Origin of the sequence: Tautonia plasticadhaerens, assembly GCF_007752535.1 — a bacterium.
Lineage (GTDB): Bacteria > Planctomycetota > Planctomycetia > Isosphaerales > Isosphaeraceae > Tautonia > Tautonia plasticadhaerens.
In genome coordinates this window covers 2,326,409-2,352,295 of the sequence record NZ_CP036426.1, presented here as the reverse complement: position 1 = coordinate 2,352,295, position 25,887 = coordinate 2,326,409, and the positions used below count along the sequence as shown (strand labels likewise).

General features: G+C 71.0%; 20 protein-coding genes. 14 read left to right on the top strand and 6 right to left on the bottom strand.

What is annotated here, in order from left to right; all coding sequences use genetic code 11:
• Positions 1-718: 718 nt before the first annotated feature.
• On the bottom strand, positions 719-946 hold the full coding sequence (locus ElP_RS09045; RefSeq protein WP_145268525.1) for a hypothetical protein: 228 nt from the start codon (positions 944-946) through the stop codon (positions 719-721).
• A 712-nt stretch (positions 947-1,658) separates the two neighbouring features.
• Between ElP_RS09045 and ElP_RS09040 the strand changes: the two genes are divergently transcribed.
• Together ElP_RS09040 and ElP_RS09035 are read left to right on the top strand one after the other, a co-directional pair.
• The gene (locus ElP_RS09040; RefSeq protein ID WP_145268523.1) at positions 1,659-4,142 is read left to right on the top strand and encodes a DUF1549 and DUF1553 domain-containing protein; all 2,484 of its coding nucleotides are present in this window, start codon (positions 1,659-1,661) and stop codon (positions 4,140-4,142) included.
• Between the two features lie 36 nt (positions 4,143-4,178).
• Complete coding sequence (locus ElP_RS09035; RefSeq protein WP_231749590.1) at positions 4,179-4,979, top strand: sugar phosphate isomerase/epimerase family protein; 801 nt, start codon at positions 4,179-4,181, stop codon at positions 4,977-4,979.
• A 33-nt stretch (positions 4,980-5,012) separates the two neighbouring features.
• Here the strand turns inward: ElP_RS09035 and ElP_RS09030 are convergent, their stop codons facing one another.
• Complete coding sequence (locus ElP_RS09030; protein ID WP_145268521.1) at positions 5,013-5,453, bottom strand: hypothetical protein; 441 nt, start codon at positions 5,451-5,453, stop codon at positions 5,013-5,015.
• A 492-nt stretch (positions 5,454-5,945) separates the two neighbouring features.
• Here ElP_RS09030 and ElP_RS09025 point away from each other — a divergent pair, with 492 nt between their 5' ends.
• Positions 5,946-7,439, top strand: coding sequence for a hypothetical protein (locus ElP_RS09025; RefSeq protein WP_145268519.1), 1,494 nt, complete (start codon positions 5,946-5,948; stop codon positions 7,437-7,439).
• A gap of 186 nt (positions 7,440-7,625) precedes the next feature.
• Positions 7,626-8,960, top strand: coding sequence for a glycosyltransferase family 87 protein (locus ElP_RS09020; protein ID WP_145268517.1), 1,335 nt, complete (start codon positions 7,626-7,628; stop codon positions 8,958-8,960).
• Here the strand turns inward: ElP_RS09020 and xylA are convergent.
• A complete protein-coding gene (xylA, locus tag ElP_RS09015) occupies positions 8,953-10,266 on the bottom strand; it encodes a xylose isomerase (RefSeq protein ID WP_145268516.1) in 1,314 nt (437 codons plus the stop codon). The genes ElP_RS09020 and xylA overlap by 8 nt on opposite strands.
• A 222-nt stretch (positions 10,267-10,488) precedes the next feature.
• On the opposite strand from xylA, the gene ElP_RS09010 reads away from it, so the two are divergent.
• From ElP_RS09010 to ElP_RS08995, 4 genes are all read left to right on the top strand, one after another.
• On the top strand, positions 10,489-10,887 hold the full coding sequence (locus ElP_RS09010; protein ID WP_145268514.1) for a hypothetical protein: 399 nt from the start codon (positions 10,489-10,491) through the stop codon (positions 10,885-10,887).
• Between the two features lie 150 nt (positions 10,888-11,037).
• Entirely contained in the window at positions 11,038-12,336 is a 1,299-nt protein-coding gene (locus tag ElP_RS09005; RefSeq protein ID WP_145268512.1) for an efflux RND transporter periplasmic adaptor subunit, read from the top strand.
• A 40-nt stretch (positions 12,337-12,376) separates the two neighbouring features.
• The gene (locus ElP_RS09000) at positions 12,377-15,502 is read left to right on the top strand and encodes an efflux RND transporter permease subunit (protein WP_145268510.1); all 3,126 of its coding nucleotides are present in this window, start codon (positions 12,377-12,379) and stop codon (positions 15,500-15,502) included.
• 181 nt (positions 15,503-15,683) lie between these two features.
• The gene (locus ElP_RS08995; RefSeq protein WP_145268508.1) at positions 15,684-16,496 is read left to right on the top strand and encodes a hypothetical protein; all 813 of its coding nucleotides are present in this window, start codon (positions 15,684-15,686) and stop codon (positions 16,494-16,496) included.
• A gap of 84 nt (positions 16,497-16,580) precedes the next feature.
• On the opposite strand, the gene ElP_RS08990 is transcribed toward ElP_RS08995, so the two are convergent.
• Positions 16,581-17,654: a peroxiredoxin family protein gene (locus tag ElP_RS08990; RefSeq protein WP_145268506.1), complete on the bottom strand. Its 1,074-nt coding sequence runs from the start codon at positions 17,652-17,654 to the stop codon at positions 16,581-16,583.
• Positions 17,655-18,015: 361 nt separating this feature from the next.
• Between ElP_RS08990 and nusB the strand changes: the two genes are divergently transcribed.
• The 4 genes from nusB (at position 18,016) to ftsY (ending at position 21,025) form a co-directional block, all read left to right on the top strand.
• Positions 18,016-18,519, top strand: coding sequence for a transcription antitermination factor NusB (gene nusB, locus ElP_RS08985; RefSeq protein ID WP_145268504.1), 504 nt, complete (start codon positions 18,016-18,018; stop codon positions 18,517-18,519).
• The gene (locus ElP_RS08980; RefSeq protein ID WP_145268502.1) at positions 18,516-19,379 is read left to right on the top strand and encodes a PHP domain-containing protein; all 864 of its coding nucleotides are present in this window, start codon (positions 18,516-18,518) and stop codon (positions 19,377-19,379) included. The genes nusB and ElP_RS08980 overlap by 4 nt, the downstream gene beginning before the upstream one ends.
• A 63-nt stretch (positions 19,380-19,442) precedes the next feature.
• Positions 19,443-19,985 carry an O-acetyl-ADP-ribose deacetylase gene (locus ElP_RS08975; RefSeq protein ID WP_145268500.1) on the top strand — a complete coding sequence of 181 codons (543 nt, stop codon included), beginning with the start codon at positions 19,443-19,445 and terminating at the stop codon, positions 19,983-19,985.
• Between the two features lie 134 nt (positions 19,986-20,119).
• A complete protein-coding gene (gene ftsY, locus ElP_RS08970; RefSeq protein WP_145268498.1) occupies positions 20,120-21,025 on the top strand; it encodes a signal recognition particle-docking protein FtsY in 906 nt (301 codons plus the stop codon).
• Positions 21,026-21,079: 54 nt separating this feature from the next.
• Here ftsY and ElP_RS08965 read toward each other — a convergent pair whose 3' ends face one another.
• Both ElP_RS08965 and ElP_RS08960 read right to left on the bottom strand, forming a co-directional pair.
• A complete protein-coding gene (locus ElP_RS08965) occupies positions 21,080-21,961 on the bottom strand; it encodes a hypothetical protein (protein ID WP_145268496.1) in 882 nt (293 codons plus the stop codon).
• Between the two features lie 75 nt (positions 21,962-22,036).
• Positions 22,037-22,546 carry a hypothetical protein gene (locus ElP_RS08960; protein WP_145268494.1) on the bottom strand — a complete coding sequence of 170 codons (510 nt, stop codon included), beginning with the start codon at positions 22,544-22,546 and terminating at the stop codon, positions 22,037-22,039.
• A gap of 371 nt (positions 22,547-22,917) precedes the next feature.
• Here ElP_RS08960 and ElP_RS08955 point away from each other — a divergent pair, with 371 nt between their 5' ends.
• Both ElP_RS08955 and ElP_RS08945 read left to right on the top strand, forming a co-directional pair.
• Positions 22,918-24,672: a DUF6599 family protein gene (locus ElP_RS08955; RefSeq protein WP_145268492.1), complete on the top strand. Its 1,755-nt coding sequence runs from the start codon at positions 22,918-22,920 to the stop codon at positions 24,670-24,672.
• A gap of 85 nt (positions 24,673-24,757) precedes the next feature.
• Positions 24,758-25,861: a DUF362 domain-containing protein gene (locus ElP_RS08945; protein WP_145268490.1), complete on the top strand. Its 1,104-nt coding sequence runs from the start codon at positions 24,758-24,760 to the stop codon at positions 25,859-25,861.
• Positions 25,862-25,887: the final 26 nt, after the last annotated feature.

Below are 25,887 nucleotides of genomic sequence, written 5' to 3'. Positions count from 1 at the left end.
GGGGTTTCGACCCGTCCCGATGCCGATCGCTCCTTGGCAATTTGATCGGAGCAGAGAGTCGAGCCCTCGCGCCCCCGGTGAATCCCGCTCAGTCCCGTCCCGGCGAGGCGGGCATTGCGGCGGAGACGATCCGGGACGGACCGGCGACGCTCGACCGAGCGAAGCCATTTCGATCGGGATGGATTTGCGCAAATGAGGAAATCAAAAGAGTTTGCGCCTGGGGGTGGCTGGAGCGACGGGGCGCACCGGCCGCGTCAAGGCCGGGGACGAGGATCCCTCGGTGGTCTAACCGAGCGAATCCCTCGCCAGGGCGGTCGTCTGCGACCCTCGTCCCCGCTTGCGGGGGGAGGGGGAGTCCGGAAGTCGGGTGAGGGGGGATCGGACGACACGCCGGGCGGGGTGGGGATGAAAGGACCCCTCACCCTGACCCTCTCCCCACTCGTGGGGAGAGGGAGACGGAATCAAATTGCTAGCGAAATAAGGCGTTCAGGCCGCGAGGGTGGATCCCGCGGTTCCGGTGAAAAAGGGACCGGCCGCGGCTGGGAGGATTCGCGGAGCGAAGCCATTTCGTCCCGGGCGCATCGCCCGAACGTGATCAGGAGATGGGATTTCTGGAAAACGTGGTTCGGCGCACCGGGGCGCACCGGCCGGTTCCCGACCGGAGCGGGCCCATCGCAACGGGCCCCGTGGTCCGATCAAACGAGTGGTCGGGGGCCGATCAGTTGCCGTCCTGATCCGCGTCGCCGGTCGTGTCCTGCAGGCCCTTGCCGGCGTCCTCCATCACCTCGCCGGTCTTCTCGCCGACCTCGGCGGCCGCATCGTCGACCGCATCCACGGTCTCCCTGGCCGCCTCGCCGATTTCCTTCCCCGCCTCCCGGACCTCCGGGTCGCCGCATCCGGCCGCCAGGAACAGGCCCAGGGCCGCCATCACCGTCGTCGGCTTCATCGAGTCGCCTCAATCATCGCGTGGGATGCCTCGAAGTCGGGTCGGATCGCGTCGTCTGTCCGAGATCGGAAGTGACCGGGCTGGGACTCGAACCCAGGACCAGCGGATTAACCTACCCCATCGGCTTTCACCGACCCCGGGTCGGGTCGCCCCTGGGGGGCGGTCGATCCGGGTTGGAGTCTGGACTCTCCCTTCACCGTCGCAGGTGTGCCGCGTCGAGCCTCTGGGGCCGGGCCCGGCGATCCGCCGGCGCCCTTGCCTGCTGATTACCCAATCCCGCACGCTTTTCCCGCCCTCACGCTTGCCGTCGCCGGCTGTCGTTGTGGCGGTGCGGGCTCTCAGGGCGTCCCAGCATACTGCGGCATCCACTCCCCCGGTTCGGTTTCTTCCCGGAGGAGGCTCCAGTTGCGCGCCCGAGGGCGGCGTCGAAGTCCGCTGCTCTACCGACTGAGCTACCCGGTCAGGGTCCCCCGGGGCGGTCGGGCCGACGGCTCGACCCCGGCACCCCGGGATGCTCCCAGGGTACGCGACCCGCCCCCTGCCGTCCAGGGACACCCGGGCCGCTCCCCGGGTTCTCCGCGCGGCCCACGGGGGCGGGGCTGATGGATTTCGGTTTAACAATTGCCTTGCCTCCGCCCCGCGGCGGGATTACAGTCGGGGGATTGATCGATCCCGCCCGGGGCCGGTCGGGAAGGGCCGAGGAGGGAGAGCGATGCGCAGCTGGATCGCCGCGACGACGATCGGACTGACCCTGGCCGCGATCGGCCCCGACGGCCTCCGGGCCGAGGACGACGCCCCGGCCGGGGCGTCGTCCTCGGCATCCCCCTCGCTGCGGGCGGTCCCCGACGCCGCCGTGCTGATCGGCCCCGACGCCGTCCAGCAACTGGCCGTCGAGGGGGTCGAGGACGGGCGAGATCGGACCTCCTCCGCCTCCTTCTCGGTGGGCGACGAGGGGGTGGCCGTCGTCGATGCGTCGGGCATGATCTCCGCCCGGGGGGACGGCGAGACCTCGGTGATCGTCGAGGTGGGGGGCGACCGGGTCGAGGTGCCGGTCAAGGTCCGGCGGTTCGCCGACCCTCCGCCGATCCACTTCGCCAACCAGGTCGTGCCGATCTTCACCAAGCTCGGCTGCAACGGCGGCGGCTGTCACGGCAAGTCGGGGGGACAGAACGGGTTCCGGCTCTCCTTGCTCGGGTTCGAGCCGGAGTTGGATTATGAGACGCTGGTGAAGGAAGGCCGGGGCCGCCGCGTCTTCCCGACCGCCCCCGAGCGGAGCCTGCTGCTGACGAAGGCCGTGGCCGAGGTGCCCCACGGCGGCGGCAAGAAGCTGGAGCCCGGCTCCCACGAGTACGACCTGATCCGCCGGTGGATCGCCGAGGGCATGCCCGAGGGGGCCCCGGATGCCCCGACCGTGGCCCGGATCGAAGTCCACCCGCCGGATCGGGTCCTCTCCCGGGGGGCCGACCAGCAATTGCTCGTCACCGCCGTCTACACCGACGGGGCCACCGAGGACGTGACCCGGTGGACGCAGTACGAGTCGAACGTCTCGGATGTCGCCGCGGTCGAGTCCGGCGGGAGGGTCCGCGCCGGGGAGCTGCCCGGCATGGCCGCCGTGATGGCCCGGTATCAGGGGCAGGTCGCCGTCTTCCGGGCGACCGTCCCCCGGGGTGGCCCGGTCGCCGAGGCAATCGACTTCGAGCCGTCGAATTACGTCGACGAGCTGGCCCTGGCCCAGTGGCGGGAGCTGGGGCTCACCCCCTCGGACGTCTGCTCGGACGAGGAGTTCATCCGGCGGGCCGCGCTGGACATCACCGGCACCCTGCCGACGGTGGCCGAGGTCGACGCCTTCCTCGCCGACGAGGCCCCCGACAAGCGGGCCCGGCTGGTCGACGAGCTGCTGGGGCGGCCCGAGTACGCCGCGACCTTCGCCGTAAAGTGGGCCGAGATCCTCCGGAACAAGCGGGGCGGCAACGCGAGCTACCAGCGCTCGACCTATCGCTTCTACGACTGGATCCGCCGCCAGATCGACCGCAACACCCCCTTCGACGAGTTCACTCGCCGGATCCTGGCCGCCAGCGGCACCCCCGAGACCGCCCCGGCGACGGCCTGGTACCGCAACCTGACGCAGCCCGACCAGTTCGTCGACGACGCCGCCCAGGTCTTCCTCGGCATGAGGCTCCAGTGCGCCAAGTGCCACCACCACCCGTTCGAGGCCTGGAGCGAGGACGACTACTACGGCTTCGCCGCTTTCTTCGGCCGGGTGGGGCGGAAGGACTCGACGGCCGCCGGCAAGGACGGCCGGGACGAGCTGGTCATCTTCACCAGGCGGAGCGGCCAGGTCCCCAACCCCAAGACCGGCCAGGTGATGGAACCGAGGGGCCTGGGAGAGCCGGCGCCGATCGCCGTGCCCCCGACCGAGGACCCCCGGGACGCCCTGGTCGATTGGCTGGCCGATCCCGAGAACGACTTCTTCGCCCCGGCGGTCGTCAACCGCTACTGGGCCCATTTCTTCTCCCGGGGCCTGGTCGAGCCGATCGACGACCTGAGGGCCACCAACCCGGCCACGAACCCGGCCCTGATGGAGGCCCTCTGCGACGACTTCGTCGCCAGCGGCTACGACCTGAAGCACCTGATCCGGACGATCTGCAACAGCCGGCTCTACGGCCTCTCCAGCCTGCCGAACGGGACCAACGCCGACGACACCCAGAGCTTCGCCCGGTTCTACCCGAAGCGGATGGGCGCCGAGGTCCTGCTGGACGCCATGGCCCGCGTCACCGGCGTGCCCAACCGGTTCGACGGCCTGCCCGCCGGCACCCGGGCGATCGAGCTGCCCGACGAATCGGTCCGATCCGACTTCCTCGACACCTTCGGCCGCCCCCGTCGCGAGACGGCCTGCGAGTGCGAGCGGGTGGGGGACGCCAGCCTCAGCCAGAGCCTGATGCTGCTGAACTCGACGGACATCCAGTCCCGCCTCGCCGACGACTCCGGCCGGGCCGCCGCGTTGGCCGCCGACCCAAGGCCGGTCGAGGAGAAGGTCGAAGGGCTGTTCCGCCTCGCCTTCGGCCGGGACCCCTCCGACAGCGAGCTGGCGACCGCCGCCTTCCACGTCGAGTCCCGGCCCGACGCGGCGAGGGAGGCCTTCGAGGACATCCTCTGGGCCCTGGTCAACGCCAAGGAATTCCAGTTCATTGACTGACGGCCCCGGGGGCCGGATCCTGTCGGGGTCGGCCCGATGACCCTCACCCTCCCCCAGGGGTCCCCTCCCATGCTCCGCCTGGGCACCGTCTCCTACAACATCGCTAGGGATTGGACCCTCGACGAGATCTTCGACCGCCTCCCCCGGGTCGGGTTCGAGGGGATCGAGCTGCGGACGACCCACGCCCACGGCGTCGAGGTCGGCCTCTCCGGGGCGCAGCGGGAGGCGGTCCGGGCCCGGTTTGCCGACTCCCCGCTGGTCCTGGTCGGCCTGGGAAGCGCCTTCGAGTTCCACTCGGCCGACCCCGAGGAGGTCCGCCGGAACGTCGAGGGGACCAAGGAGTACCTCCGGCTCGCCCACGACGTGGGGGCCCCCGGGGTGAAGGTCCGCCCCAACGGCATCCCCGACGGGGCCGACCCGGATGCTACCTTCCGCCAGATCGGCGAGGCCCTGGCCGAGGTCGGCGAGTATGGCGAGGGCTTCGGCGTCGAGATCCGGGTCGAGGTCCACGGCCCCCGGACGTCGAGCTTCCCCGCCTTCGCCGAGATCATGCGGCAGGCCGACCACCCCAACGTCAAGGTCTGCTGGAACTCCAACCCCACCGACCTGATCGACGGCTCGATCGAGCCGGCATTCGCCATGGTCCGCGACCGGATCGGCCTGGTCCACATCAACGAGCTGCACAGCGGCTACCCGTACCGGACCCTCTTCGGCCTGCTCGAGCGGTCCGGCTACGAGGGGTTCACCCTGGCCGAGATCCCCGAGAGCCCGGAGCCCGACCGGCTGCTCCGCTACTACCGGGCCCTCTGGGACGCCCTCCAGCCCCACCGGGGCTGAGCCGACCCGGTCGGCCTCGAATCCGCCTCCCGATCACGACTTCCGGGGCCTCCCGGGGCCTTTCGGGGAGGAGCCCTTCCCGCCCCCGCTTGCCTGCGGCGTGCCGGCCGACTCGTCGAGCACCCGCCTCAGCAGGTCGGCCATCCGGCGGGCCGCCGGCCCCCCGTAGGAGGCCAGTTCCGCCATCTCGGCGAAGCTCAGCCGGGGGTCGGGGAACGGTAGGCGGGCCTCGGCCTGGGCCAGCGATCCCTGGAGCTGATACTGCTTGCGGACCAGACGGACCTTGATCCCGCAGCGTCTCAGCAGCTCCAGCTCCCGGTAGAACGTCCGCAGGCCGACCTGGAGCGCCTGGAGCAGCTCCGGCCGGTCCCTGGGCCCCTCGTCCAGCAGTCGGGCCATCCGGTGCAGTCGGGCGGCCCGGGCGTCGGTGATCTGCACCGCCGGCCGCCTCCGGCTCGGTGAGCTCGGACTCATCGATCCCTCCTCTGGCCCGGGCCCCCGGATCGTCCGGCGGCCTTCGGCCTTCTTCTCAAGGCCCTCCTGGCCCGGGACGAATGGGCCCATTGTATGCGTGCCAGCACGCATTGGAAGGGGCGGGTGGGGGCGATTTCCCGACATGGATCGTACGGGCCGATGGTGGCGATCGGGACGATTTTGCTCAAGGGGGGCCGATCGGGAGCCGACCATAAGGGAGAAGTCGGAGGCCGCCGGGGGCGGACGACGGCCGTCCCGGCCGCGCAACGCGATGGGGGGCGGCCGCGGCGGCCGGATGGGGAATGGGGGGGCCGTGGGGCCCGGCCGCCGCCGGCGAGCCCGATCGGGGCCCGCCGGGGCGAGCCGGGCCCCGCCGGCCTCCCGCCCCGGACGAGGTTCCCCTCCTTCAGGGAGTGCGTCTCCATGTCGACGTCGAAGCGCCGTCGGTCTCTGAATTGCCGTCCGGGGGCCGAATCCCTGGAGGGTCGCCAGTTGCTCACCACCGTGTTGCGGGGGGTGGACGTCGACGGGGACACCTGGACCTTGCGGCTGGTCGGCCCCGGGGCCCTGCAGGTGGTCAACCAGCCGGGAGCCGACGGGGTGACCCCGGTGCCGCTCGGCCAGGCGGGGCTGATCGACACGATCACCTACCAGGGGGCCAATCCGGGAGAGACCCGCCTCATCGGCGCCGTCCAGCGGGCGCCGGGGGGGGACGGCCGGGTCTTCTTCGAGAACCTCGTCTCGCCGGCGAGCGCGCCGCCGGGGCCGGGCATCGGGGTCGGGATCCTGGCGATCGACATGCCGGACTTCTGGCTGGGCGACACCAGCCCCGGGGACACCGCGCAGGTGCAGGGGATGATCAGCATCCCCGACGGGGTGGCGACGCTCAACTTCGGCGGGGTGGACACGACGGCCTTCTTCGGCACCGACCCGGCCCAGGCGCTGCCGCGGAACAACCGGTCGGACCGCTTCACGGTCTCCCTCGGCCTGCCGGCCCGGGTCGGCACGAGCATCGTCCTGGACCGGGTGGTGACGGCCAACCAGGATGCCGCGGGCGAGGACGACGACGACACCCAGGACACCGTAACCTTCAACGTCTCCGGCCGGCTCAACGTCTTCCAGGCCAACAGCATCGAGGGGGATCCCACCCTCGACCTGGGTGACTCGGGCATCTTCCAGGGGGACAACCCCGGCGGGACGACGATCATCTCGGCGGCCCCCCAGGTGGCCGGCAGCCAGGTGGCCACCGGGGCGATCGGCCGCTTCCGGGTCGGCGGCAACGCGACGAACCTCTCGGTCCAGGTCAGCGGCATCGAGGCCCGCCTGACGAACTTCTTCATCGGCGGCGAGACGAACAAGGTCAGCATCTCGGCCCTGGAAGGGGTGCGGACGGCGCTCTTCGGCCTGGGCATGGACACCGTGGCGATCCAGGCCGGCGAGATGGAGCAGCTCAACGCCAACCGGGGGGCGGTCGCCTCGTCGGTCCTGGTCGGGGGCAATGCGGGGTCGATCGCCCTCGGCGGGGACGTGGTGAACACGACGGTCCTGGCCGGCTACTCGCCCGCGAGCGGGACGACCGGGGTCCCGACCGCCGGGGGCGGGGGCCAGATGACCGTCCGGGTGGCGGGCGACGTGTTCGACTCGATCTTCGCCGCCTCGGTCCAGCCGTTCGGAGGAGTCTTCGGCAGCGCCGGTGACCTGGTGGTCCCGAGCGGCTACATCAACGCCAAGGTCGAGGGGCTGATCGACAATAGCCTCAACCCGGCGGTCTCCCCGGGCGCCGCCGACCAGGCCTTCTTCGCCGAGCGGGTGAGGCTGGAGCGAGGGCCGGTGGTGCCCCCGGGCACCCCCGGTGCCCCGTATCGGCCGAGGCTGGGGCCGGGCCGGACCCCGGGCGTCCAGGGCCTCTCCGGGGGCCCGGGGAGCCACGACTACCGGGCCGTGCAGCTACTGAACGCCCGACGTAACCCCGCCGGCGGCGCCTGACCGGCGTCGCCCTCGGGAGATCTCCGGGGCCGGGGCGGCTCGACTCGACCCGAGTTGACCGCCCCGGCCCGTCCTGTTCCAATCCCGGGCCTGGTCCCCCGAGACGCTCGGGAGGAGACCGTCCCGACGCGATCGGACGCCTCGGGCCCTCGGTTCGGTCGAACCCTGATCGGAGGTCCGAGGTCGATGCCCGGCCACCATCTCCCCTCGAGCCCCAGCCGGGGCGACGTCCCCGGGGCCGACGCTCCCGATCCCCCCGGCCGACGCCCGCCCTGGCGTCTCGCCGGGACCGTGCTGGGGGCGGTGCTCCTCTGCTGCTGGGCCTCGATGTGGCTCGACGGCTACCTGGAGAACCGGCTCGACAAGGGGGAGGACTTCTGGGTCCCCGAGATGCACGTCCTGGGCGGGGACTTCATCTTCCACATCGCCCGGACCGCCCGGATCTGGGCCGAGGGGAGGAACCCATACGAGCCGGAGGTCTCCTGGCTCGCCTTCCCGTACCCGCCGCTGGTGCCCCGGCTCTTCACCTGGACGAGCCTGATGGGGATCCGGGAGGCGGTGGCGGTCTGGCTCGTCGGCATCGCCGCGTTGACGATCGCCGCGACGGTGAGGACCTGGAGGACGAGGCGGGAGCTCGGCCTCCAGCCGGTCCCCCTGACGGTCCTGCTCTCGGCGGTCCTCTTCAGCACGCCGGTCCTGTTCGCCATGGAGCGGGGACAGTGCGACGTCCTCGTCTTGCCGCTGCTGGCCGGGGGCGTCGCGGCGATGCGGAGGGGGACCAGGGGGCTCGACCTGCTGGCGGGCCTGCTCTTCGTGGTCGCCGCCTATGTGAAATACTACCCGGGCCTGGTCCTGGTCGGCCTCCTGGCGCTCCGGCGATGGCACGCGGTCGGCGGGTTCGTCGGGGCGGGGGCGATCATCGGCCTGGTCGACCTGAAATGGCTGCTCGCCTCGTTCGAGAACATGAAGGCCGGCGTGGCGATGGCCGAGGCGATGCGGTCGGACGCGATCCACCCCTGCGATCATTCCCTGTCGGGCTGCTGGCGATCGTTCTGGACCTACTGGGACCTGACCGACCTTGCCGGGCTGCCCGGCCCGGCGATGGCGGCGGCGGTCATCCTGCCCCTAGTCGGGCTGGTGTGCTGGCGAGTGGCCCGGTCGGGAGCGGATGCGCGCCTGCTCTGGCCCCTGATGCTCTGGGTCGTCGCCGCCGCGACGTTCGTGCCGCCGATGGCGAGCGACTACAACCTGTTCTTCCTCCCCCTGGCGGCCCTGGCCGTCTGGGACCGCCGGGATCCGGCGGCGGTCCACCTGCTGATGGCGTACTTGCTGCTCTGGTGGCAGCCATTCGACCTGAAGATCGACGGGGCCCTGGTCCTGGCGTTCAAGCTCGGCGGGCTGGCGGCGGTCGGCCTGAGCCTCTGCCGGAAGGCGTCGGGACTGGCGTCCGAGGCTCCGGAGGCCGCCCGGGGGCGGCGCGGCCTCCGGCCCGGGTCGATCTCGATCGCCGAAATCAGATGAACTCGTTGATGAGGTTCTCCAGCATCTCCTGGCGGCCGCTGACGTTGGGGGTGACGTCCCCCTTGGGCAGGATGTAGGACTCCAGGTCGGCGAAGGTGGCCCGGGCCGACTCGACCTTGCGGCCGAGTTCGGAGTCCCAGCTGGCGTAGCGGTCGGTGACGAACTTCGAGAGGCGGCCGTCCTCCCGGATCTTGTGGGCGATCTTCAGGCCCCGGGCGAAGGCGTCCATGCCGCCGATGTGGGCGTGGAAGAGGTCGACCGGCTCGAAGGACTCGCGGCGGACTTTGGCGTCGAAGTTGATGCCGCCGGTGGTCCAGCCGCCCATCTCCAGGACCTCGAGCATGCAGGTGGCGGTCAGGTAGATGTTGGTGGGGAACTGGTCGGTGTCCCAGCCGAGCATGGGGTCGCCGGTGTTGGCGTCCATCGAGCCGAGCACGCCGGAGGCGGCGGCCATCCGCAGCTCGTGCTGCATCTCGTGGCCGGCGAGGGTGGCGTGGTTGGTCTCCAGGTTGAGCTTGAAGTGGCCGAGCAGGTCGTAGGTGCGGAGGAAGTTCAGGCAGCTCTCGGTGTCGCTGTCGTACTGGTGCTTGGTCGGCTCCATCGGCTTGGGCTCGATGTAGAACTGGCCGTCGAAGCCGATCGCCTTCTTGTAGTCGACGGCCATGTTCAGGAACCGGCCGAGGTGGTCCAGCTCGCGCTTCAGGTCGGTGTTGAGCAGCGTCGAGTAGCCCTCCCGGCCCCCCCAGAAGGTGTAGCCGCCGCCGCCGAGTTCCTTGGTGACTTCCATCATCTTCTTCACCTGGGCGCCGGCGAAGGCGAAGGCGTCGAAGTTGGGGCTGGTGGAGGCGCCGTGCATGTATCGGGGGTTGCTGAAGAGGTTGGCCGTGCCCCAGAGCAGCGTGACGCCGGTGCGTTGCTGCTCCTCTTTCAGCACCCCGGCGACGGCGTCGAGGTTAGCGTTGGTCTCCTTGAGGGTCTTCCCCTCGGGGGAGACGTCGCGGTCGTGGAAGCAGTAGAAGGGGGCGCCGAGCTTCTCCAGGAACTCGAAGGCGGCCCGGGCGCGCCGGGAGGCGTTCTCGACGGTGGGGGTGCCGTCGTCCCAGGGCCGGAGGGCCGTGCCGGGGCCGAAGGGGTCGGCCAGGGGATTGGTGAAGGTGTGCCAGTAGGCGACGGAGAACCGCAGGTGGTCCTTCATCGGCTTGCCGCCGACGAGCTCGTCCGGGTCGTAATGCTTGAACGCCAGCGGATTCTTCGAGTCGGGGCCTTCGAAGGGGATCTTCGGGACGTCGGGGAAGAACTCGGGCATCGCAGGGTCTCGCGCCGCAAGGAAGAGGATGGCGTTGGGTCGCGTCGGAGGGCCCCGATGGGAGGGGCCTCGTCCGAGGATGGTCCCGAGTCTAGTGGCCGCCCCGGGGCGGGACAAGTCCCCCGCCGCCCGCGCTTGACTGCCCGCCCGGGGCGGCTATCGTAAGGGTGTGCCGATCTGCCATCGTGGGAGGCCCCACGAGCCCGGGAAGGTCCGTCCCCCATGCCTCGCGTGGCGGTGCTGCTGCACCTGTACCTGGTCGTCCGGATCATCTGTTGCCCGTGCCTGACGGGGCAGAACGTCCACGACATGCCCACGCGATCGCTCTTCGCCTGGGGGGGGGCCGAGTCGGTCCCCTCGGACGACCTCACCAACCCGGAGGATCGCGCCTCCGAGGCCGGCGCCTGCATGTGCGACGGGGCCACCTCGACGACCTGCCCCGATTGCCCCCCCGCCGACCGGACCGGGGTCGAGCTCACCGACCCGGGACCGCCGGTGCCCCTCTGCTCGGTCGGCCTCGCCGGCCTCCTGCCCGATCGGGCCGCCCGGCCGCCGACCCCGCCACCCGTGCCACTTGACGCGATGACGGTGCGCGCGCTGCTCCAGAATTTCCGCTGCTGAGGCGCCCTCCCTCCCTCCCCCGCTGCCGGCCGGTCGGTTGATCGCCGACCCGGCCCGGATCCCCGTCCATCCCCGCTGGATCGACCCCACCCCATCTTCATCCGCCCTGGCCGGGGAGTCACCCCGCCCCAACGCCGGAGGGAATCCGCCATGCGCCTCGTCCTGTCCTGGCTGCCGACCGTCGCGATCGTCGCCGCGATGGTCGTCGTCGGAGTCGTCATCGTGGCCCCGGAGCTGCTCCCCATCCCGATCCTCAGGGGGGACGAGCAGGAGGCCGCCGGTCCGGAGGGAGACACCTCCTCTGCCGTCGCGGATGAGGAGACGATCGACGACGGTTGGTACGCCTCCCACCCGGCCCCCGAGGGGCCGGCGACCCGACGGGTGCTGCCGGTGGTCCGGCTCAGGTCGGCGGAGGTCGCGGCCCGGATCGGCCTGGAGACGGTCCGGTCGGAGTCCAGGACGGTCGTCGACCGCGTCGCCGGGAACGCCGAGACGGCCTACGACTCCCACCTCTTCGCCGAGGTGACCCCCCGGGTCCGCTGCGTCGTCCGCGAGGTGAACGCCGACCACGGGGACCGCTTCGAGGCGGGCCGGACGATGGCGGTGGTCGACTCGGCCGAGGTCGGCTCGGCCAAGGCCGACTACCTGGCCGTCCGCGCGATGGTCGACCTGGCCGAGGAGACGCTCCGGAGGACCGAGTCGCTGACGGCCAAGGACGCCCTGCCCAGGGCCAACGAGGTCGAGGCTCGGGCCCAACTGAACAAGTCCAGGGCCGACCTGCTCGGCGCCCGCCAGAAGCTCCGCAATCTCGGCCTGGACGACGAGGACCTGGCCCGGATCACCAAGGACCGGGACACCTCCTCGCTGCTGGACGTGGTGGCGCCGATCGACGGCACGGTCGTCGAGCTGCATGCGGTCGTCGGCGAGGCGCTGGAGCAGAACACGGTGATGTTCCAGCTCACCGACCTGTCGAAGCTCTGGGTCTGGATCGACATCCCGGAGTCGGACTACCGGCTCGTGGAGCCGGGGCAGCCGGTCACCTTCGAGGTTCCCGGCCTCCCGGGCCTGGAAGCCGAGGGCGAGGTCGAGTGGGTCGAGGCCTCGGTGAATCCGGGGACCCGGACCGTCCGGGTGCTCGGCGTGCTGGAGGACCCCGACCGGCAGCTCCGGGCCGGGCAGTACGGCCGGGGGACGATCGTCGTCGGCGATCCGCGCGAGGCGGTCGTGCTGCCGAGGTCGGCCGTGCAGGACTTCGCCCCGGGCGTCGGCCTGGTCTTCCTCGCCCGGGAGGACGGGGCCTATGTGCCGCAGCGGGTCGAGATCCGGGACCTCCCTGAGCCGGGGATGGTCGAGGTGACCTGGGGGCTCGACGCCGATCGGGAGGTGGTGAGCACCGGCTCCTTCCTGCTGATGACCGAACTGCGTCGGGACGAGCTCGTCGGCGATTGACGGCCGATCCACCCCCACTCAGCCGCCGGAGGCCCCCGAGATGCTCAACGCCCTGATCAACTTCAGCCTGCAGAACCGCGTCGTCGTCCTGCTGCTGGCCGGCCTGCTCGTCTTCGTCGGGGTGAACTCGGCGCTCAGGCTGCCGCTGGACGCCTTCCCGGACACGACGCCCAACCAGGTGCAGATCAACACCGTCGCCCCGTCGATGACCCCGGAGCAGATCGAGCTGCTGGTCACCTACCCGGTCGAGCTGGCGCTCGGCGGTCTGAAGGGCCTGGAGGAGGTGCGGTCGATCTCCAAGTTCGGGCTCTCGCAGGTGGTGGCCATTTTCGACGAGGCGACCGATATCTACTTCGCCCGGCAGCAGATCACCGAACGCCTCTCCAACCTGCGCCTGTCTCCGGGGATCGACCCCCCCCAGATGGGGCCCGTTGCCACCGGCCTGGGGGAGATCTACCACTACTACCTGACCAGCGACGCCTACGACCTGACCGAGCTGAGGACGCTGCACGACTGGGTCGTCCGCCCCCGCCTGATCCGGGTGCCGGGCGTGGCCGAGATCAACACCCTGGGGGGCTTCGCCAAGCAGTACGAGGTGAAGGTCGACCCCGACAAGCTGGCCAAGTACCACCTGACCTTCGACGACCTGACGCTCGCCCTGAGGGAGAACAACACCAACGTCGGCGGCGGGCCGGTCGACCAGGCCGGGCAGGTCCACCTGGTGCAGGGGGTCGGGCTCTTGCACACGACGGAGGACATCTCCGACGTGGTCATCACCTCCGTCGGCGGCGTGCCGATCCGGGTCCGGGACGTGGCCGAGGTCGACATCGGCCACGCCATCCGACGGGGCGGCACCACCGCCCACGGCAAGGGGGAGGTGGTCCTCGGCCTCGCCTTCATGAGGATGGGGGAGAACTCCCGGGAGGTGACCAATGCGCTGGAGGCCGCGATGGCGGACGTCCGGCAACTCCTGCCGCCGGATGTGGACGTGAAGGTGGTCTACCGCCGGACCGACCTGATCGCGCGGGTCCTGCACACCGTGGAGAAGAACCTGTTCGAGGGGGCGATCCTGGTGATCGCCGTGCTCTTCGCATTCCTCGGCAACCTGAGGGCCGGGCTGATCGTCGCCGCCGCGATCCCGCTGTCGATGCTCTTCGCCGTCTCGATGATGCAGCGGGTGGGGATCGCCGGCAGCCTGATGAGCCTCGGGGCGATCGACTTCGGCCTGGTGGTCGATAGCTCGGTCGTGATGATCGAGAACTGCGTGCGGAGGCTCTCGCACGACCGGACCGACCGCCCGAAGCTGGAGGTCGTCCGGGACGCCGCCGTCGAGGTCCGCAAGCCGACGATGTTCGGCGAGCTGATCATCATGGTCGTCTACCTGCCGATCCTCACGCTCGAAGGGGTCGAGGGGAAGATGTTCCGGCCGATGGCGCTGACGGTGATCTTCGCCCTGCTCGGCTCGATGGTCCTGTCGCTGACGCTCATGCCGGTGCTCGCCTCCTTCGGCCTGAGCAAGGGGATGTCGGAGAAGGAGACGATCATCGACCGGGTCGCCCACGCCCTCTATCGCCCGTTGCTCGACCTGGCCTTGCGGAACCCCATGCCGACGCTCGGGGCGCTGGTGCTGCTGACCCTGGTCGCGGCCCGGATCGGCCTGGGGCTGGGCTCGGAGTTCATCCCGAGGCTGGCGGAGGGCTCCCTCGTCTTCAACACCGTCCGCCTGGCGAGCGTGAACCTGGAGGAGTCGCAGCGCTACGGGACGAGGCTGGAGCAGATCCTGCTGGAGGAGTTTCCCGACGAGATCGACGACGTCTGGACCCGCACCGGCACCGCCGAGGTCGCCACCGATCCGATGGGGCTGGAACTGAGCGACGTGTTCGTCACCCTCAAGCCGCGGGGGGGCTGGACCCGGGCGGTCGACCAGGAGGATCTGGTCAACCAGATGGCCGAGGTCGTCGACGAGCTGCCGGGCATGGAGGCCGTCTTCAGCCAGCCGATCGAGCAGCGGATCAACGAGATGATCGCCGGCATCCGCGCCGACCTGGGCATCAAGCTGTTCGGGGACGACCTGGAGACGCTCCAGTCAAAGGCGTCGGAGATTGCCCGGGTGGTCGAGCAGATCCCCGGCGCGGCCGACGTGAGCGTCGAGCAGGTCACCGGCCTGCCGGTCATGAGGATCGCGGTCGACCGCCAGGCCGTCTCCCGGCACGGCGTCCCGGCCCGGGTGGTGCTCGACGCGATCGAGGCGGTCGGCGGCTCGACGGTCGGCGAGATCTTCGAGGAGGAGGGGGGCCGGCGGTTCCCGCTGGTCGTCCGACTGCCGGAGGCCTACCGGGACAACCCCGACGCCCTGAAGGACATCCTCATCCCCACCGCGGACGGGGCCCGGCTCCCCCTGACGAGGCTGGTCCGGTTCGAGGACGAGGTCGGCCCGGCGGCCATCCCCCGGGAGTGGGGCAAGCGCCGGATCATCGTCCAGGCGAACGTCCGGGGCCGCGACGTGGGCACCTTCGTCGAGGAGGCCCGGGGGAGGATCGCCTCGGAGGTCGCCCTGCCCTCCGGCTACGCGATCGAGTGGGGGGGCCAGTTCGAGAACCTGATCCGGGCCCGGGACCGACTGAACCTGGTGGTGCCGCTCTCGCTGATCCTGACGATGAGCCTGCTGTACCTGACGTTCAACTCGCTGCGGGATGCGCTGCTGATCTTCACCGGCCTGTTCTTCGCCACCAACGGCGGGGTCTTCGGGCTCTGGCTGCGGGGCATGCCGTTCACGATCTCGGCCGGGGTCGGGTTCATCGCCCTGAACGGGGCGTCGATGCTGATGGGGCTGGTCCTGATCAACGCCGTCCACGGCCGGATGCGGCTGGGGATGCCCAGGGCGGAGGCGATCCGGGAAGCCGCCCTGGAGCGGCTCCGCCCGGTCCTGATGACCGGCACGGTCGCGGCGCTCGGGTTCCTGCCGATGGCCCTCTCCACGGGCTTCGGGGCCGAGGTCCAGCGACCGCTGGCCACGGTCGTCGTCTTCGGCATGGCTTCGGCCACGATCCTGACGATGATCTCCCTGCCGGTGCTCTACCTCCTCTTCGGCCGGGGCCCCGACCCCGACCCCGGTGCGATCGCCGAGGCCCGGGGGGAGGAGGGCGGCCCGGCCCCGGCCCGATGACCCCCTTCGACCCCGGTCGTCGGCGTTGTGGATCGGTCCCGGGAGACCTATGATTGGAGGCGACGGCGCGAGCGAGGCCGGTCGGCCCGGGCCGACCGGCCTCGGATGTGCCGGGAGTCGCTCGGAGCGGCCGAAGACCTCCTCGACGGATCGCCCAAGACGCCGACGGGACCGCAACACGATGACGACGCTCCAGCCCCGGACCTCTCCCCGATCGAGCCGGGCCCTCGCGCGGGCCTCGCTGGCCGCACTCGCCCTGGTGCTCGTCGCCTCGGGACGGGCCGACGCCCAGTTCGGCTTCGGCGGCTTCGGCGGCTGGGGCTACGGCGCGTTCCTGCACCCCTACACCCCGCCGTCGGTCAGCACCCTCGACCGCGTCGCGGTGACCCGGGCCGGCATGGACCAGGAGGCACTGAACCGGACCTCGCTCTCCACCCCCGACCGCTTCGGCTACCGGCAAGAGCAGGTCGCGATGCAGACTCGATACGACATCCAGTCGATGCGGGGGATCGACGTCGACCGCCGCCGACGGGGCACGCCGATCCCCGGGACCCGGGCCACCGCCTCGGACGTCGCCAACGCCGCCGAGCCGGTGAACGCCCCGGCCGCCGGGCGACCGGCCGTCCCGAGGCCGGTGATGGACCTCTCCAGCTTCGTCAACGACGACGACCGGGTCGTCTGGCCGGCCGACGCGCCGATCTCCGGAGACCTGGTCAATCAGCGAGACCGGGCGGACTCGGCCATCACGGAGGTGGTCCAGGAAGAGCAGGCGATGGGGTTCGCCCGCGTCTCCTCCGTCGCCGGGGCCCGCCAGGCCTTGCTCGACTACGGCCAGCCCGCGCTGCAGTTCGTCCGGGAGAACTCGACGGCCCGGGTCGCCGACACCTTCCACCTGTTCCTGCTGTCGCTCTACGACGGGCTGGCACAGTCCGCCGAGCGGAGCGTCGCCCAGCAGCCGCAGGGGAGCACGCCCCCGCCGCCCCCGCCTTACTGAGGGTCGGCGCCCGTCGGCCGATCCGAGTCGACGCTCCCCCCTCCCCCGGTTCAGGGGGGAGGGGAGCCGAGGTGGATTGCCGGGTCACTCCGCCCCGGCCCCCATGGCCTTGTCGACCTCCCGGGCGAAGGTCGACTGGCTCAGGTCGAGCGCGGAGATGAGGCCGTCGCGGCCGATGAGGACGTTGGCCGGGATCTCGGTCACGCCGTAGGCGTCGGAGATGTCGCCGTCGCCCCGGGTGTTGATGATGTTCGGCCAGGGGATGTTGTACTCCAGGACGTAGCGTCGGACCTCGGGGGCCACCTCGGCGATCGGGCGGTTGGCCTCCGACATGGAGTCGAGGTTGACGCCGATGATCTGCAGGCCCTTGTCGCGGTACGGGCCGATCGCCTCCTTCATCCAGGCGACCTGCTCGACGTTCGGCCGGTGCCAGGTGGCCCAGAAGACCAGCAGGACCGGCTTGCCGGCGTAGTCCCCCAGTCGGACGAGCCGGCCGTCGACGTCGTGGCCCTCGAAGCTCGGGGCCGGTCGGCCGATCATGTCGAGCTGCCGGATCCGGTGGTCCAGGTACTCGACGACCGACGGCTCGCCCCCCTCGTGGGCGTTCCGCTTGATGGTGTCGAACGCCTTGCGGGCGATCTCGTACTGCCCGGCCTGGACGAGTCGCTGGTAATAGGTGTCCAGCAGCGAGAGGCGGGCCGAGGCCGGCAGCGCCTGGCGGGCCAGCGCGGCCTCGTCGTCGTTCGCGTCACGGCCGGCCTGGGCCGCGGTGATGATGCTCTGGAACGACTGCTCGAAGTCCCCCCGGTCGGCCTCGGCCATGACGTTGGCGACCTCGGCCAGGTAGCGGACCACCGGCGAGGGGGCGCCGTCGCTCAGCAGTTGCTGGGCGACCGGCTCGGCCTCCTGGTAGAGCCCGGCGCCGAGGGCGCTCCGGAAGTAGGTTTCGTACGCCCGGACGGCCTGTGGCCCCTCCGACGTCCCGGCCAATTCGGCGAGCCTCGAGAGCCGCTCGCGTTCAAGGCCCCGGAACTTCTCGGCGAACTCGGCGTCGATCGCCCCGATCGGGTCGGAGGCGTCCCCGGTGGCGTGCTGGGCCCCGCCCGTGGTCGGGCAGAGCAGGAGGATCAGCAGGGCGGCGAGTCGGCGGTGGGTCATGGCGTGGTCGGGCTCCTGGCGGCTTCGGATCGGCCCCGGTCGGTCGCGAGGCCCGTCGGCTCCCGGGCGGGCAGTCGCAGTCCCCCCGGGCCCGGCTCCCGATCGATCATGCCAGGATCGGCCCCCGATGCCTAGGGTCGCGCCCGCCGCCCCATCCCCCGCCGTCCGGGCCGAACCGCCCCGCCCCCCTCCCGGGGATCGGCCCGGCCGCCCCCGGGGCCGGGAGGCGGGCGATGCACGCGCCCTTCACGGGGGGACGAGCGATCGGCTAAGATTGGTCGCGGAGCACGAGGGGCGGACGGAGCCCCCCGACCGGTCCGTCGCCGACCGACCGACCACCGACCCGGCAACCCGGCCGACCATGACTCGACGCACCCGAGGACGAGAGATCGCGCTTCAAGTCCTCTACCAACTGGAGCAGAACCCCGACATCCCCCCCGAGGAGGTCAGAGGGTTCATCCACCGCCGCCTGCGCGATCCCGAGCTGCGTCGCTACGCGGACGAGATGATCTCGGGCGTCCGATCCAATCAGCGTCGGCTCGACGAATTGATCGGCAAGGTGGCCGAGAACTGGTCGCTGGAGCGGATGGCGGCGATCGACCGAAACATCCTCCGCCTGGGGGCCTTCGAGCTGCTCCATCGCCCCGAGGCGCCGGTGAAGGTGGTCATCAACGAGGCCCTGGAGCTGGCCAAGCGGTACAGCACCGCCCAGTCGAGCCGGTTCGTCAACGGCATCCTCGACCGCCTCCAGGGGCCCGCCCTCGAATCCCGGGGGGGCACCCCGCCCGCAGACCCCGACGCCCCGGCGGAAGAGGCGCCCCCCGACTCCCAGGCCGAGCCCGGCCCCGAGCCCGACCCCTCATGAGCCGGAGACGCCCCCGGCCCCGCCCCCTGCCCCGGGCCGACCGGGGCGCCGACCTGCACGTCCACTCGACCCACTCCGACGGCACCTATTCCCCCGGCGAGGTCGTCCGGGCCGCCGCCGCCGTCGGCCTCTCGGCGGTGGCGATCACCGACCACGACACCCTCTCGGCCGTCGGCATCGCCCGGCCCGAGGCCGCACGGGTCGGCGTCGAGCTGATCGCCGGGGTCGAGCTGGGCGCACTGGACGACGGCCGGGAGGTCCACGTCCTCGGCCATTTCATCGACCCCGACGACCCCGCGTTGCGGTCGGCCACCGACGCCCTCCGTGCCGCCCGTCGGGAGCGGCTGGACCGGATGATCGAGCGGCTCGGGGAACTCGGCCTGGTCGTGGATCCGGAGGCCCTCCGTCGCACCTTCCCCCGATCGGCCCTGGGGCGGAAACACCTGGCCGACTCCCTCGTCCGGACGGGACAGGTCGCCTCGCACCGGCTCGTCTTCTCGAAGTACCTCGGCGACGAGGGCCCCGCCGCCGTGCCCAAGCCGGGGCCGACGGTGGCCGAGGCGATCGCGCTGATCCGGGGGGCCGGCGGCGTTGCGGGGCTGCCGCATCCGCCCTATGATCTGTCGATGGAGCGGCTGGCCTCCTATCGGGACGCCGGCCTCGCGGCCCTGGAGGTCGACGGGCCCGGCGTGGACCGTCGTCGATCGACCCGATGGCGGGGGATCGCCGATCGGCTCGGGCTCGTCCCGATCGCCGGGTCTGACTTCCACGCCCCCGATCGCCCCGGGCGCTGGGTCGGCGCCATCGCCACCCCGACGGCGGACCTCGACCGGCTCCGGTCGCTCGCCGGCCGGGGCTGATCCCATCCCCTCGACTCGATCTCGGGCATTCGCCCCACCCGACCGACCCCGGAGAGCCTCCCCATGTCGTCCGACCCGACCAACGACCGCATCCGAGTCGTCCAGGGGGACATCACCTCGCTCGCCGTCGGGGCGATCGTCAACGCGGCCAACGAGACGCTGCTCGGGGGCGGAGGGGTCGACGGCGCGATCCACAAGGCCGCCGGGCCGAAGCTGATGGAGGAATGTCGGACCCTGGAAGGGTGCCCCACCGGCCAGGCCCGGATCACCGGGGGCTACGACCTGCCCGCCCCCCACGTCATCCACGCCGTCGGCCCGAGATATCAGGGCGGCAGCTCCGGGGAGGCCGCCCTGCTCCGCTCCTGCTACCTGGAGTCGCTGACGCTCGCCAACCAGCACGGGATCGAGACGCTCGCCTTCCCCTGCATCTCGACCGGCATCTTCGGCTACCCCAAGGATGAGGCCTGCGCCATCGCGATCGACGCCGTCCGGATCTTCCTCCGGGCCCACGAGCTTCCCCGGGAGGTCACCTTCTGCTGCTTCGACGAGGACGAGGCGAAGCGGTATCGCGCCGAGCTGGACAGCGGGGGGATCGAACTCGCCTGAACCGGCCGGGCAACGGAGGGGTCGATCGCGTACAATCGATCGATCGTCCCGGCGTCGGGGGCCCGGCCCCCGGCCCTCGACGACCGACCCGAGACCGGATTGCCCCCACCCCCCGCGACCCCCGACCGACGATCATGGCCTTCAAAGACATCCTCGACCGCTTCAAGAAGGGCCTCGCCCGGACCGCCAGGCTGTTCGACGTCCGCTCCTGGTTCGGCCGCAAGGTCGACCAGGACTTCCTCGACGAGCTGGAGGCCAAGCTGATCCGGGCCGACGTGGGGGTGAAGGCGACCGAGATCCTCATCGACCGCGTCCGGGAGGCGTTCGCCGACAAGACGGCCGACGAGGACCTGCTCGACTTCCTGAAGCAGGAGATGAAGGCCCTGCTCCAGGATCCCAAGGCCGGGGCGCTGGCGAAGGCGACCACCAACCCGACGGTCATCCTCGTGGCCGGGGTGAACGGCTCGGGCAAGACGACCTCGATCGCCAAGCTCGCCCAGCGGCTCAAGGACGAGGGGAACTCGATCCTGCTGGGGGCCTGCGACACCTTCCGGGCCGCCGCCGCCGACCAGCTCGCCATCTGGGCCGAGCGCTCCGGCTCGGACATCGTCCGGGGCAACCCCGGCGCCGACCCGGCCTCCGTGGCCCACGACGCCTGCGACCGGGCCCTCGCCCGCAAGGTCGATTACCTGATCGTCGACACCGCCGGCCGCCTCCACACCCAGGCCCACCTCATGAGGGAGCTGGAGAAGGTCCGGGGCATCATCTCCCGCAAGATCGAGGGGGCCCCGCACGAGGCCCTGCTCGTGCTCGACGCCACCAACGGCCAGAACGCCATCCAGCAGGCGAAGTTCTTCACCCAGTCGATCGACTGCTCCGGCGTCATCCTCACCAAGCTCGACGGCACCGCCAAGGGGGGCATCGTTGTCGCCGTCCGCCAGCAGACCGATCTGCCCGTGAAGTTCGTCGGCATCGGCGAGGGGATCGACGACCTCCAGCCGTTCGACCCCGATGCCTTCGTGGAGTCCCTGTTCTCCTGAGCCGTCGCAGGGCCTACGGGCCCGCGCCCGGCGGTGCCCCGGCGCTTCCCGGGCTCAGACCTCGTTGACCGCCCGGAGGATCAGGCTGCGGGCGACGGACTGGATCCCCGTGTGCTCGTAGTAGTTCGTGGAGACGTCGATGAAGGCCGCGAGGTAGTCGAGCTTCCCCTCGGCCCCCTCGACGAAGCCCTCGAGCCGATCGGCGACCGACTGCTGGGTCAGGTGGTGCTTCTTGGCGAACTTGCCCATCCAGCCGCTCACCCCCTCGACGGTCTCCCGCATCACGCCCACCTTCTTGGCATGGCTGCCGGGGATCAGCCCCTCGATCTGCCGGAAGGCCTCATGCTCCTCCAGCGTCTTGGAGCCCTTCTTGACGGCGTCGATGGCCTTGTCGAGGAAGTCCGGCCCGAGCGGGAGCAGGCCGTCCACGCAAATCAGCGCGGCCATGCGCATCAGCGCCTCGTCCTTGTAATGGCCCAGGGCCTTGACGAAGTCGCCGACGTGGTCGCCCGGCATGCCGTTGATCTTGCAGAAGGCGAGCATCTCGATGACCGTCTTGATGCCGAAGTCCAGCGCCTGGGCCCGGTCGGCCTTGGGGGTGAGCCAGCGGATGAACCGGAGCATGCTCCAGCTCTCGCCGACCTTGTCGGCCAGGGAGGCGGCGCCGATCATCGTGCTCATCGCCTCGGCGGTGCCGTAGAGCCAGACGGCATTCCGGTAGCCCTGCCCCTTGTCGTTGTAGAGGTGGATGGCCCGCTCGCCGACCTTCTGGACCATCGCTTCGTCTTTCTCGCCGGTGAGCTCCTTGATGGTGCGCTCGAAGCCGACGAGGTTGGTCCACTGGCCGGGGGCGACGAAATCGAGCGCCCGGAGCATGCGGACGGTCAGGTTGTTCTCGGGCAGGTCGTCGACCAGCTTGAAGATCGAGGCGCTCATCGGGGTGGGTCTCGGTGGGTGCGGTTCGGTCGCGCAGGGGCCGGCCACGGGGCCTGCGAGCCCGAGGGCGGGGCCTCAGGGCTTGGCGGCGAGGTCGGCCAGGTCGAACTTCCGGAGCCATTCCTCGCGGCGGGCCCGGTCGAAGTCGGCGTCGACGGAGCGGACCTGGACCTGATAGCGGTCGCCGACCAGGAGGGCAGTGCCCATGCTCCCGGACTGGGCCATCGGGTGGCCGTCCAGCTCCTCATCCGAGTCGGCGAACTTCCCGGCCGCCTCGGGGTTGCTGGTCGTGTCGAAGATCGAGAGCGTCGCCACCGTCTCCCCGTCGTCGACGAGGTCGGCCTGGGAGAAGCCGGGCTTCTCCTGGGTGAAGACCACGTCGAGGGTGCCCTCGTCCTCGGGGAAGAACTCGTTGAGCTCGGAGCCGGCCGTCGCCTCCTCGGCGACCGCCGGCCCGGCCCGTCGCGATTCCGCTTGCGCCTCGTCCCAGCGGGTGGGCTCGCCGCCGCATCCGGCCAGCAGCACGGCCAGGATGGCCGGGGCCAGGGGGAGGTGGAGGGTGGATGCTTCGTCTCGGGTACGCATCGCTTCGATCGGCCCTCGCTTGGTCCCTGATCGGGGCCGATCGCCGCGGATCGGCCCGAATACGAAGGATATCCATCCGCGGGGCCGCGTCAATCGGCGCATCCTGAATTCATCGGAATGTCACCGGGCGGAGCCTCCCGTCGACGCCCCTCATGCCCGCCTATCGTCCGAGGGACGTCGGTGTCCGGCATCCGGCTCGACGGGGGAAGGACGTCTGGGGAGGAGATTCGCCTGACGCTCCCCGCCCGTCGTCACCGGCCGGGCCGAGCCGGGAATGCCGATTGCATGATCGAGCGTGGTCCAACTAGAATGCAGCTCGGGGCCTATGCCGACACGCCAACCTCGGGCCGAGCTTGAGCGAGCGAATCAGGATGGAACAGCCGACCGGTTCCTTCTCCGTCCTCCAGGACTGGTTCCTGGCCGACCCGCTCTGGGCTCTCGCGGCCCTGTCCTGCGTGATCGCCCTGGCGACGACCCCGATCGCATTCGTCCTGCTCGGTCGCAAGGAATACCTCAACACCCGGCGGGGGCGATCGTATCGCCGACCCGAGTGGTGGTCGGTCGTCTGCGGCATGGCGCTGGTGATGGGGGTGCCGGGGATCATCCTCGCCTTGTTGGTCAAGAGCCAGCACTTCGACGAGGACCGCTACGCCTTCGACCCCAACGAGACGTGGTCGGTCGTCGAGCAGGGGCGGCAGTACCGCAACGCCCGGGAGCTGTCCGAGGCCGCCGAGCGCGAGTTCACGAGGCTCCAGGAGGAGCGGCGGCTGCTGGTCGAGGGGGTCAAGGCCGTGGACGAGGCGATGATCGGCCTGAGGGCCGCCGCCGCGACCTCGCCGCCGACCGCCGAGGCCATCCCCGAGGTCCTGGAGACGCTGGCGACGATCCGCAAGGCCGTCGGCGTCGACGCCCCCCAGCAGTTGCTCGACGAGACCGCCCCGCCGATCGAGCTGGCCCGCAACGCCCCGCCGACCATGCCCTATCCCTACATGATGCCCCCCCCCGGCTTCGACTGGGGCGCCCAGGCGGTCGCCGCCGGGGCCCCGCCGGCCGCCCCCCCCGGGCCCGGCCTGACCCCGGCCGAGTTGCAGGCCGAGCTGGCCCAAGTCCCCGAGCCCCAGCGCGAGCTGGCCGCATTGCTGCCGCTGTCCGACCTGCCTGAGGGCTGGGAGATCGGCCAGTCCGGCGAGCGTTACCTCGAATCGTTCAACGCCGGGAACCTCTACGAGAAGATCGACGGCCGGGCCGAGAGCTTCGTCCAGTACGACGTGGTCGGCATGGCCTACACCTTCTACCACCCCGAGGGGAACCCGGCCAACGAGGTCCAGCTCTACATCTTCGAGCTGTCCAACCCGCTCAACGCCCTGGGCAAGTACGGCACCGAGCGCCCCGAGGAGGTCGAGCCCCTGGAGCTGGGGACCGCCGGATACGCCTCGGGCACCAGCGTCTTCTTCCACGCCAAGTCGTACTACGTGCAGATCGTCCCGACCTCCGAGTCGGAGGAATTCCGCGACTTCGCCCTCGCCCTCGCCCGGCGGATCTCCAACGACGTCATCCCCGGCTCCGCCCCCGAGGACGAGGCCGTGGCCCCGACCGCACTCGCCTCCTCCGAGGGGGGTGGGCCGACCGGGTCGGCCGAGGCTCCCCCCGCCGAGCCCGAGGAGGAGGAGGCCGACCCGACCGTCCTGTTCACCCTGCTGCCGGAAGGGCCCGGGCGGTCGAACGAGCAGTACGTCTCGCAGGACGTCTTCGGCTACGCCTTCCTCTCCAACGTCTTCATGGCGAGCTATTCGCAGGGCGATCTCACCTGGCAGGCGTTCATCCGCCCCTATGCCGACCCGGGGCGGGCCCGGGAGGTCTTCGACCAATACAGGGCCGAGGCCGAGGCATTCGACGCCGAGATCCGGGAGGTGGAGCACGATTCGGCCGATTCCATGTTCATCGCCGAGAACTTCGGCCTGATCGACGTGATCTTCCTCAAGGGGAACGCCTTCGGCGGCGTCAACGGCGCCTCCGACCCGGAGTCGGCCCGGGCCTTCGCCGACGCGTTCCTCTCGTCCCTCCCCGAGACCGTCCCGCACTTCGACGCCCCGGACGCCGAGGCCGCACCCGCCGAGGGCGAATGATCCCTCCCCCCCGATCCGGCATCTTCCCCCCGACCCCCCGTTCCCCGACCCCGCCGCCTGCCCCTCGAACGACGAGGCCATCGCCATGGGCGAGAAGCTGACCCGGACCCAGCAGAAGAACCTGGAGCGGCTCGGCGGCGTCAACCCCGCCGAGGACCCCATCCCGCGCCGGCAGTTCCTCGCGCAGGTCGGCGGCGGCCTCGCCGCCGTCGGCGCGGCGGCCGCGGCCGGGGTCGCCATCACCGACCCCTGGGGCATGAAGGGGGTCGAGCCGCCGCCGCCGGTCCGCCTGAAGGACTACTCGGTCGCCCTCCCCCCGAGCCGACCGAGCCTTGTCGTCGTCCGGTCCCCCCAGCCGGACCGCTCCTCGTTCGCCTCGGTCGACGAGGAGTACGCCGCCCGGGAGGAGCAGGCGTTCGACATGGTCCGCTCCGCCCTGCAGGAGATGGGGGGCGTCGAGCAGTTCATCGAGAAGGGGGACGTGGTCGTCATCAAGCCGAACGTCGCCTTCGACAAGAACCCGGACCTGGGGGCGACCACCCAGCCCGACACGGTCTCGGCCGTCGTCAAGCTCTGCCTCGGCGCCGGGGCCCGCAAGGTGATCGTCTGCGACAACCCGATCAACAACCCCGAGAGCTGCTTCTACAAGACCCGGGTCGGCGAGGCCGCCGAGCGTGCCGGCGCCGTGCTGATGCTCCCCAAGTCCAGCTACTTCGAGCAGCTCTACATCGGCGGGGAGACGGTCAAGGGGACCTGGAGCATGTTCTACGCCCCCTTCAAGGAGGCGACCAAGGTCATCGGCGTCAGCCCGGTGAAGGACCACAACCTCTGCAAGGCGACCGTCTGCCTGAAGAACTGGTACGGCCTGCTCGGCAACCCCCGCAACCAGTTCCACCAGGACATCCACGGCATCATCTCGGACTTCGCCAAGATGATGAAGCCGACCCTGGTGATCGCCGACGGCCGCAAGCTCCTGATGCGGAACGGCCCCACCGGGGGCAGCCTCAACGACGTGAAGCAGGCCGACGCCATCGTCGTCGGCACCGACCACGTCGCCGTCGACAGCTGGTGCGTCTCCAAGCTCCTGGAGAAGCGGAGGCACGAGATCCTCTACCTCGACAAGGCCATCGCCCGGGGCCTCGCCAGCGACTGGCGCCCGCAGTGGACCCGGGAAATCAGCCTCGCCTGAGCCCGGAGCCGAGACGAGGGGATCGC

What these genes read in the sequence shown, in the direction of transcription:
- ElP_RS09045 (WP_145268525.1), bottom strand. Translation starts at nt 946, where the DNA reads ATGAAGCCGACGACGGTGATGGCGGCCCTGGGCCTGTTCCTGGCGGCC.
- ElP_RS09040 (WP_145268523.1), top strand. Translation starts at nt 1,659, where the DNA reads ATGCGCAGCTGGATCGCCGCGACGACGATCGGACTGACCCTGGCCGCG.
- ElP_RS09035 (WP_231749590.1), top strand. Translation starts at nt 4,179, where the DNA reads ATGACCCTCACCCTCCCCCAGGGGTCCCCTCCCATGCTCCGCCTGGGC.
- ElP_RS09030 (WP_145268521.1), bottom strand. Translation starts at nt 5,453, where the DNA reads ATGAGTCCGAGCTCACCGAGCCGGAGGCGGCCGGCGGTGCAGATCACC.
- ElP_RS09020 (WP_145268517.1), top strand. Translation starts at nt 7,626, where the DNA reads ATGCCCGGCCACCATCTCCCCTCGAGCCCCAGCCGGGGCGACGTCCCC.
- xylA (WP_145268516.1), bottom strand. Translation starts at nt 10,266, where the DNA reads ATGCCCGAGTTCTTCCCCGACGTCCCGAAGATCCCCTTCGAAGGCCCC.
- ElP_RS09010 (WP_145268514.1), top strand. Translation starts at nt 10,489, where the DNA reads ATGCCTCGCGTGGCGGTGCTGCTGCACCTGTACCTGGTCGTCCGGATC.
- ElP_RS09005 (WP_145268512.1), top strand. Translation starts at nt 11,038, where the DNA reads ATGCGCCTCGTCCTGTCCTGGCTGCCGACCGTCGCGATCGTCGCCGCG.
- ElP_RS09000 (WP_145268510.1), top strand. Translation starts at nt 12,377, where the DNA reads ATGCTCAACGCCCTGATCAACTTCAGCCTGCAGAACCGCGTCGTCGTC.
- ElP_RS08995 (WP_145268508.1), top strand. Translation starts at nt 15,684, where the DNA reads ATGACGACGCTCCAGCCCCGGACCTCTCCCCGATCGAGCCGGGCCCTC.
- ElP_RS08990 (WP_145268506.1), bottom strand. Translation starts at nt 17,654, where the DNA reads ATGACCCACCGCCGACTCGCCGCCCTGCTGATCCTCCTGCTCTGCCCG.
- nusB (WP_145268504.1), top strand. Translation starts at nt 18,016, where the DNA reads ATGACTCGACGCACCCGAGGACGAGAGATCGCGCTTCAAGTCCTCTAC.
- ElP_RS08980 (WP_145268502.1), top strand. Translation starts at nt 18,516, where the DNA reads ATGAGCCGGAGACGCCCCCGGCCCCGCCCCCTGCCCCGGGCCGACCGG.
- ElP_RS08975 (WP_145268500.1), top strand. Translation starts at nt 19,443, where the DNA reads ATGTCGTCCGACCCGACCAACGACCGCATCCGAGTCGTCCAGGGGGAC.
- ftsY (WP_145268498.1), top strand. Translation starts at nt 20,120, where the DNA reads ATGGCCTTCAAAGACATCCTCGACCGCTTCAAGAAGGGCCTCGCCCGG.
- ElP_RS08965 (WP_145268496.1), bottom strand. Translation starts at nt 21,961, where the DNA reads ATGAGCGCCTCGATCTTCAAGCTGGTCGACGACCTGCCCGAGAACAAC.
- ElP_RS08960 (WP_145268494.1), bottom strand. Translation starts at nt 22,546, where the DNA reads ATGCGTACCCGAGACGAAGCATCCACCCTCCACCTCCCCCTGGCCCCG.
- ElP_RS08955 (WP_145268492.1), top strand. Translation starts at nt 22,918, where the DNA reads ATGGAACAGCCGACCGGTTCCTTCTCCGTCCTCCAGGACTGGTTCCTG.
- ElP_RS08945 (WP_145268490.1), top strand. Translation starts at nt 24,758, where the DNA reads ATGGGCGAGAAGCTGACCCGGACCCAGCAGAAGAACCTGGAGCGGCTC.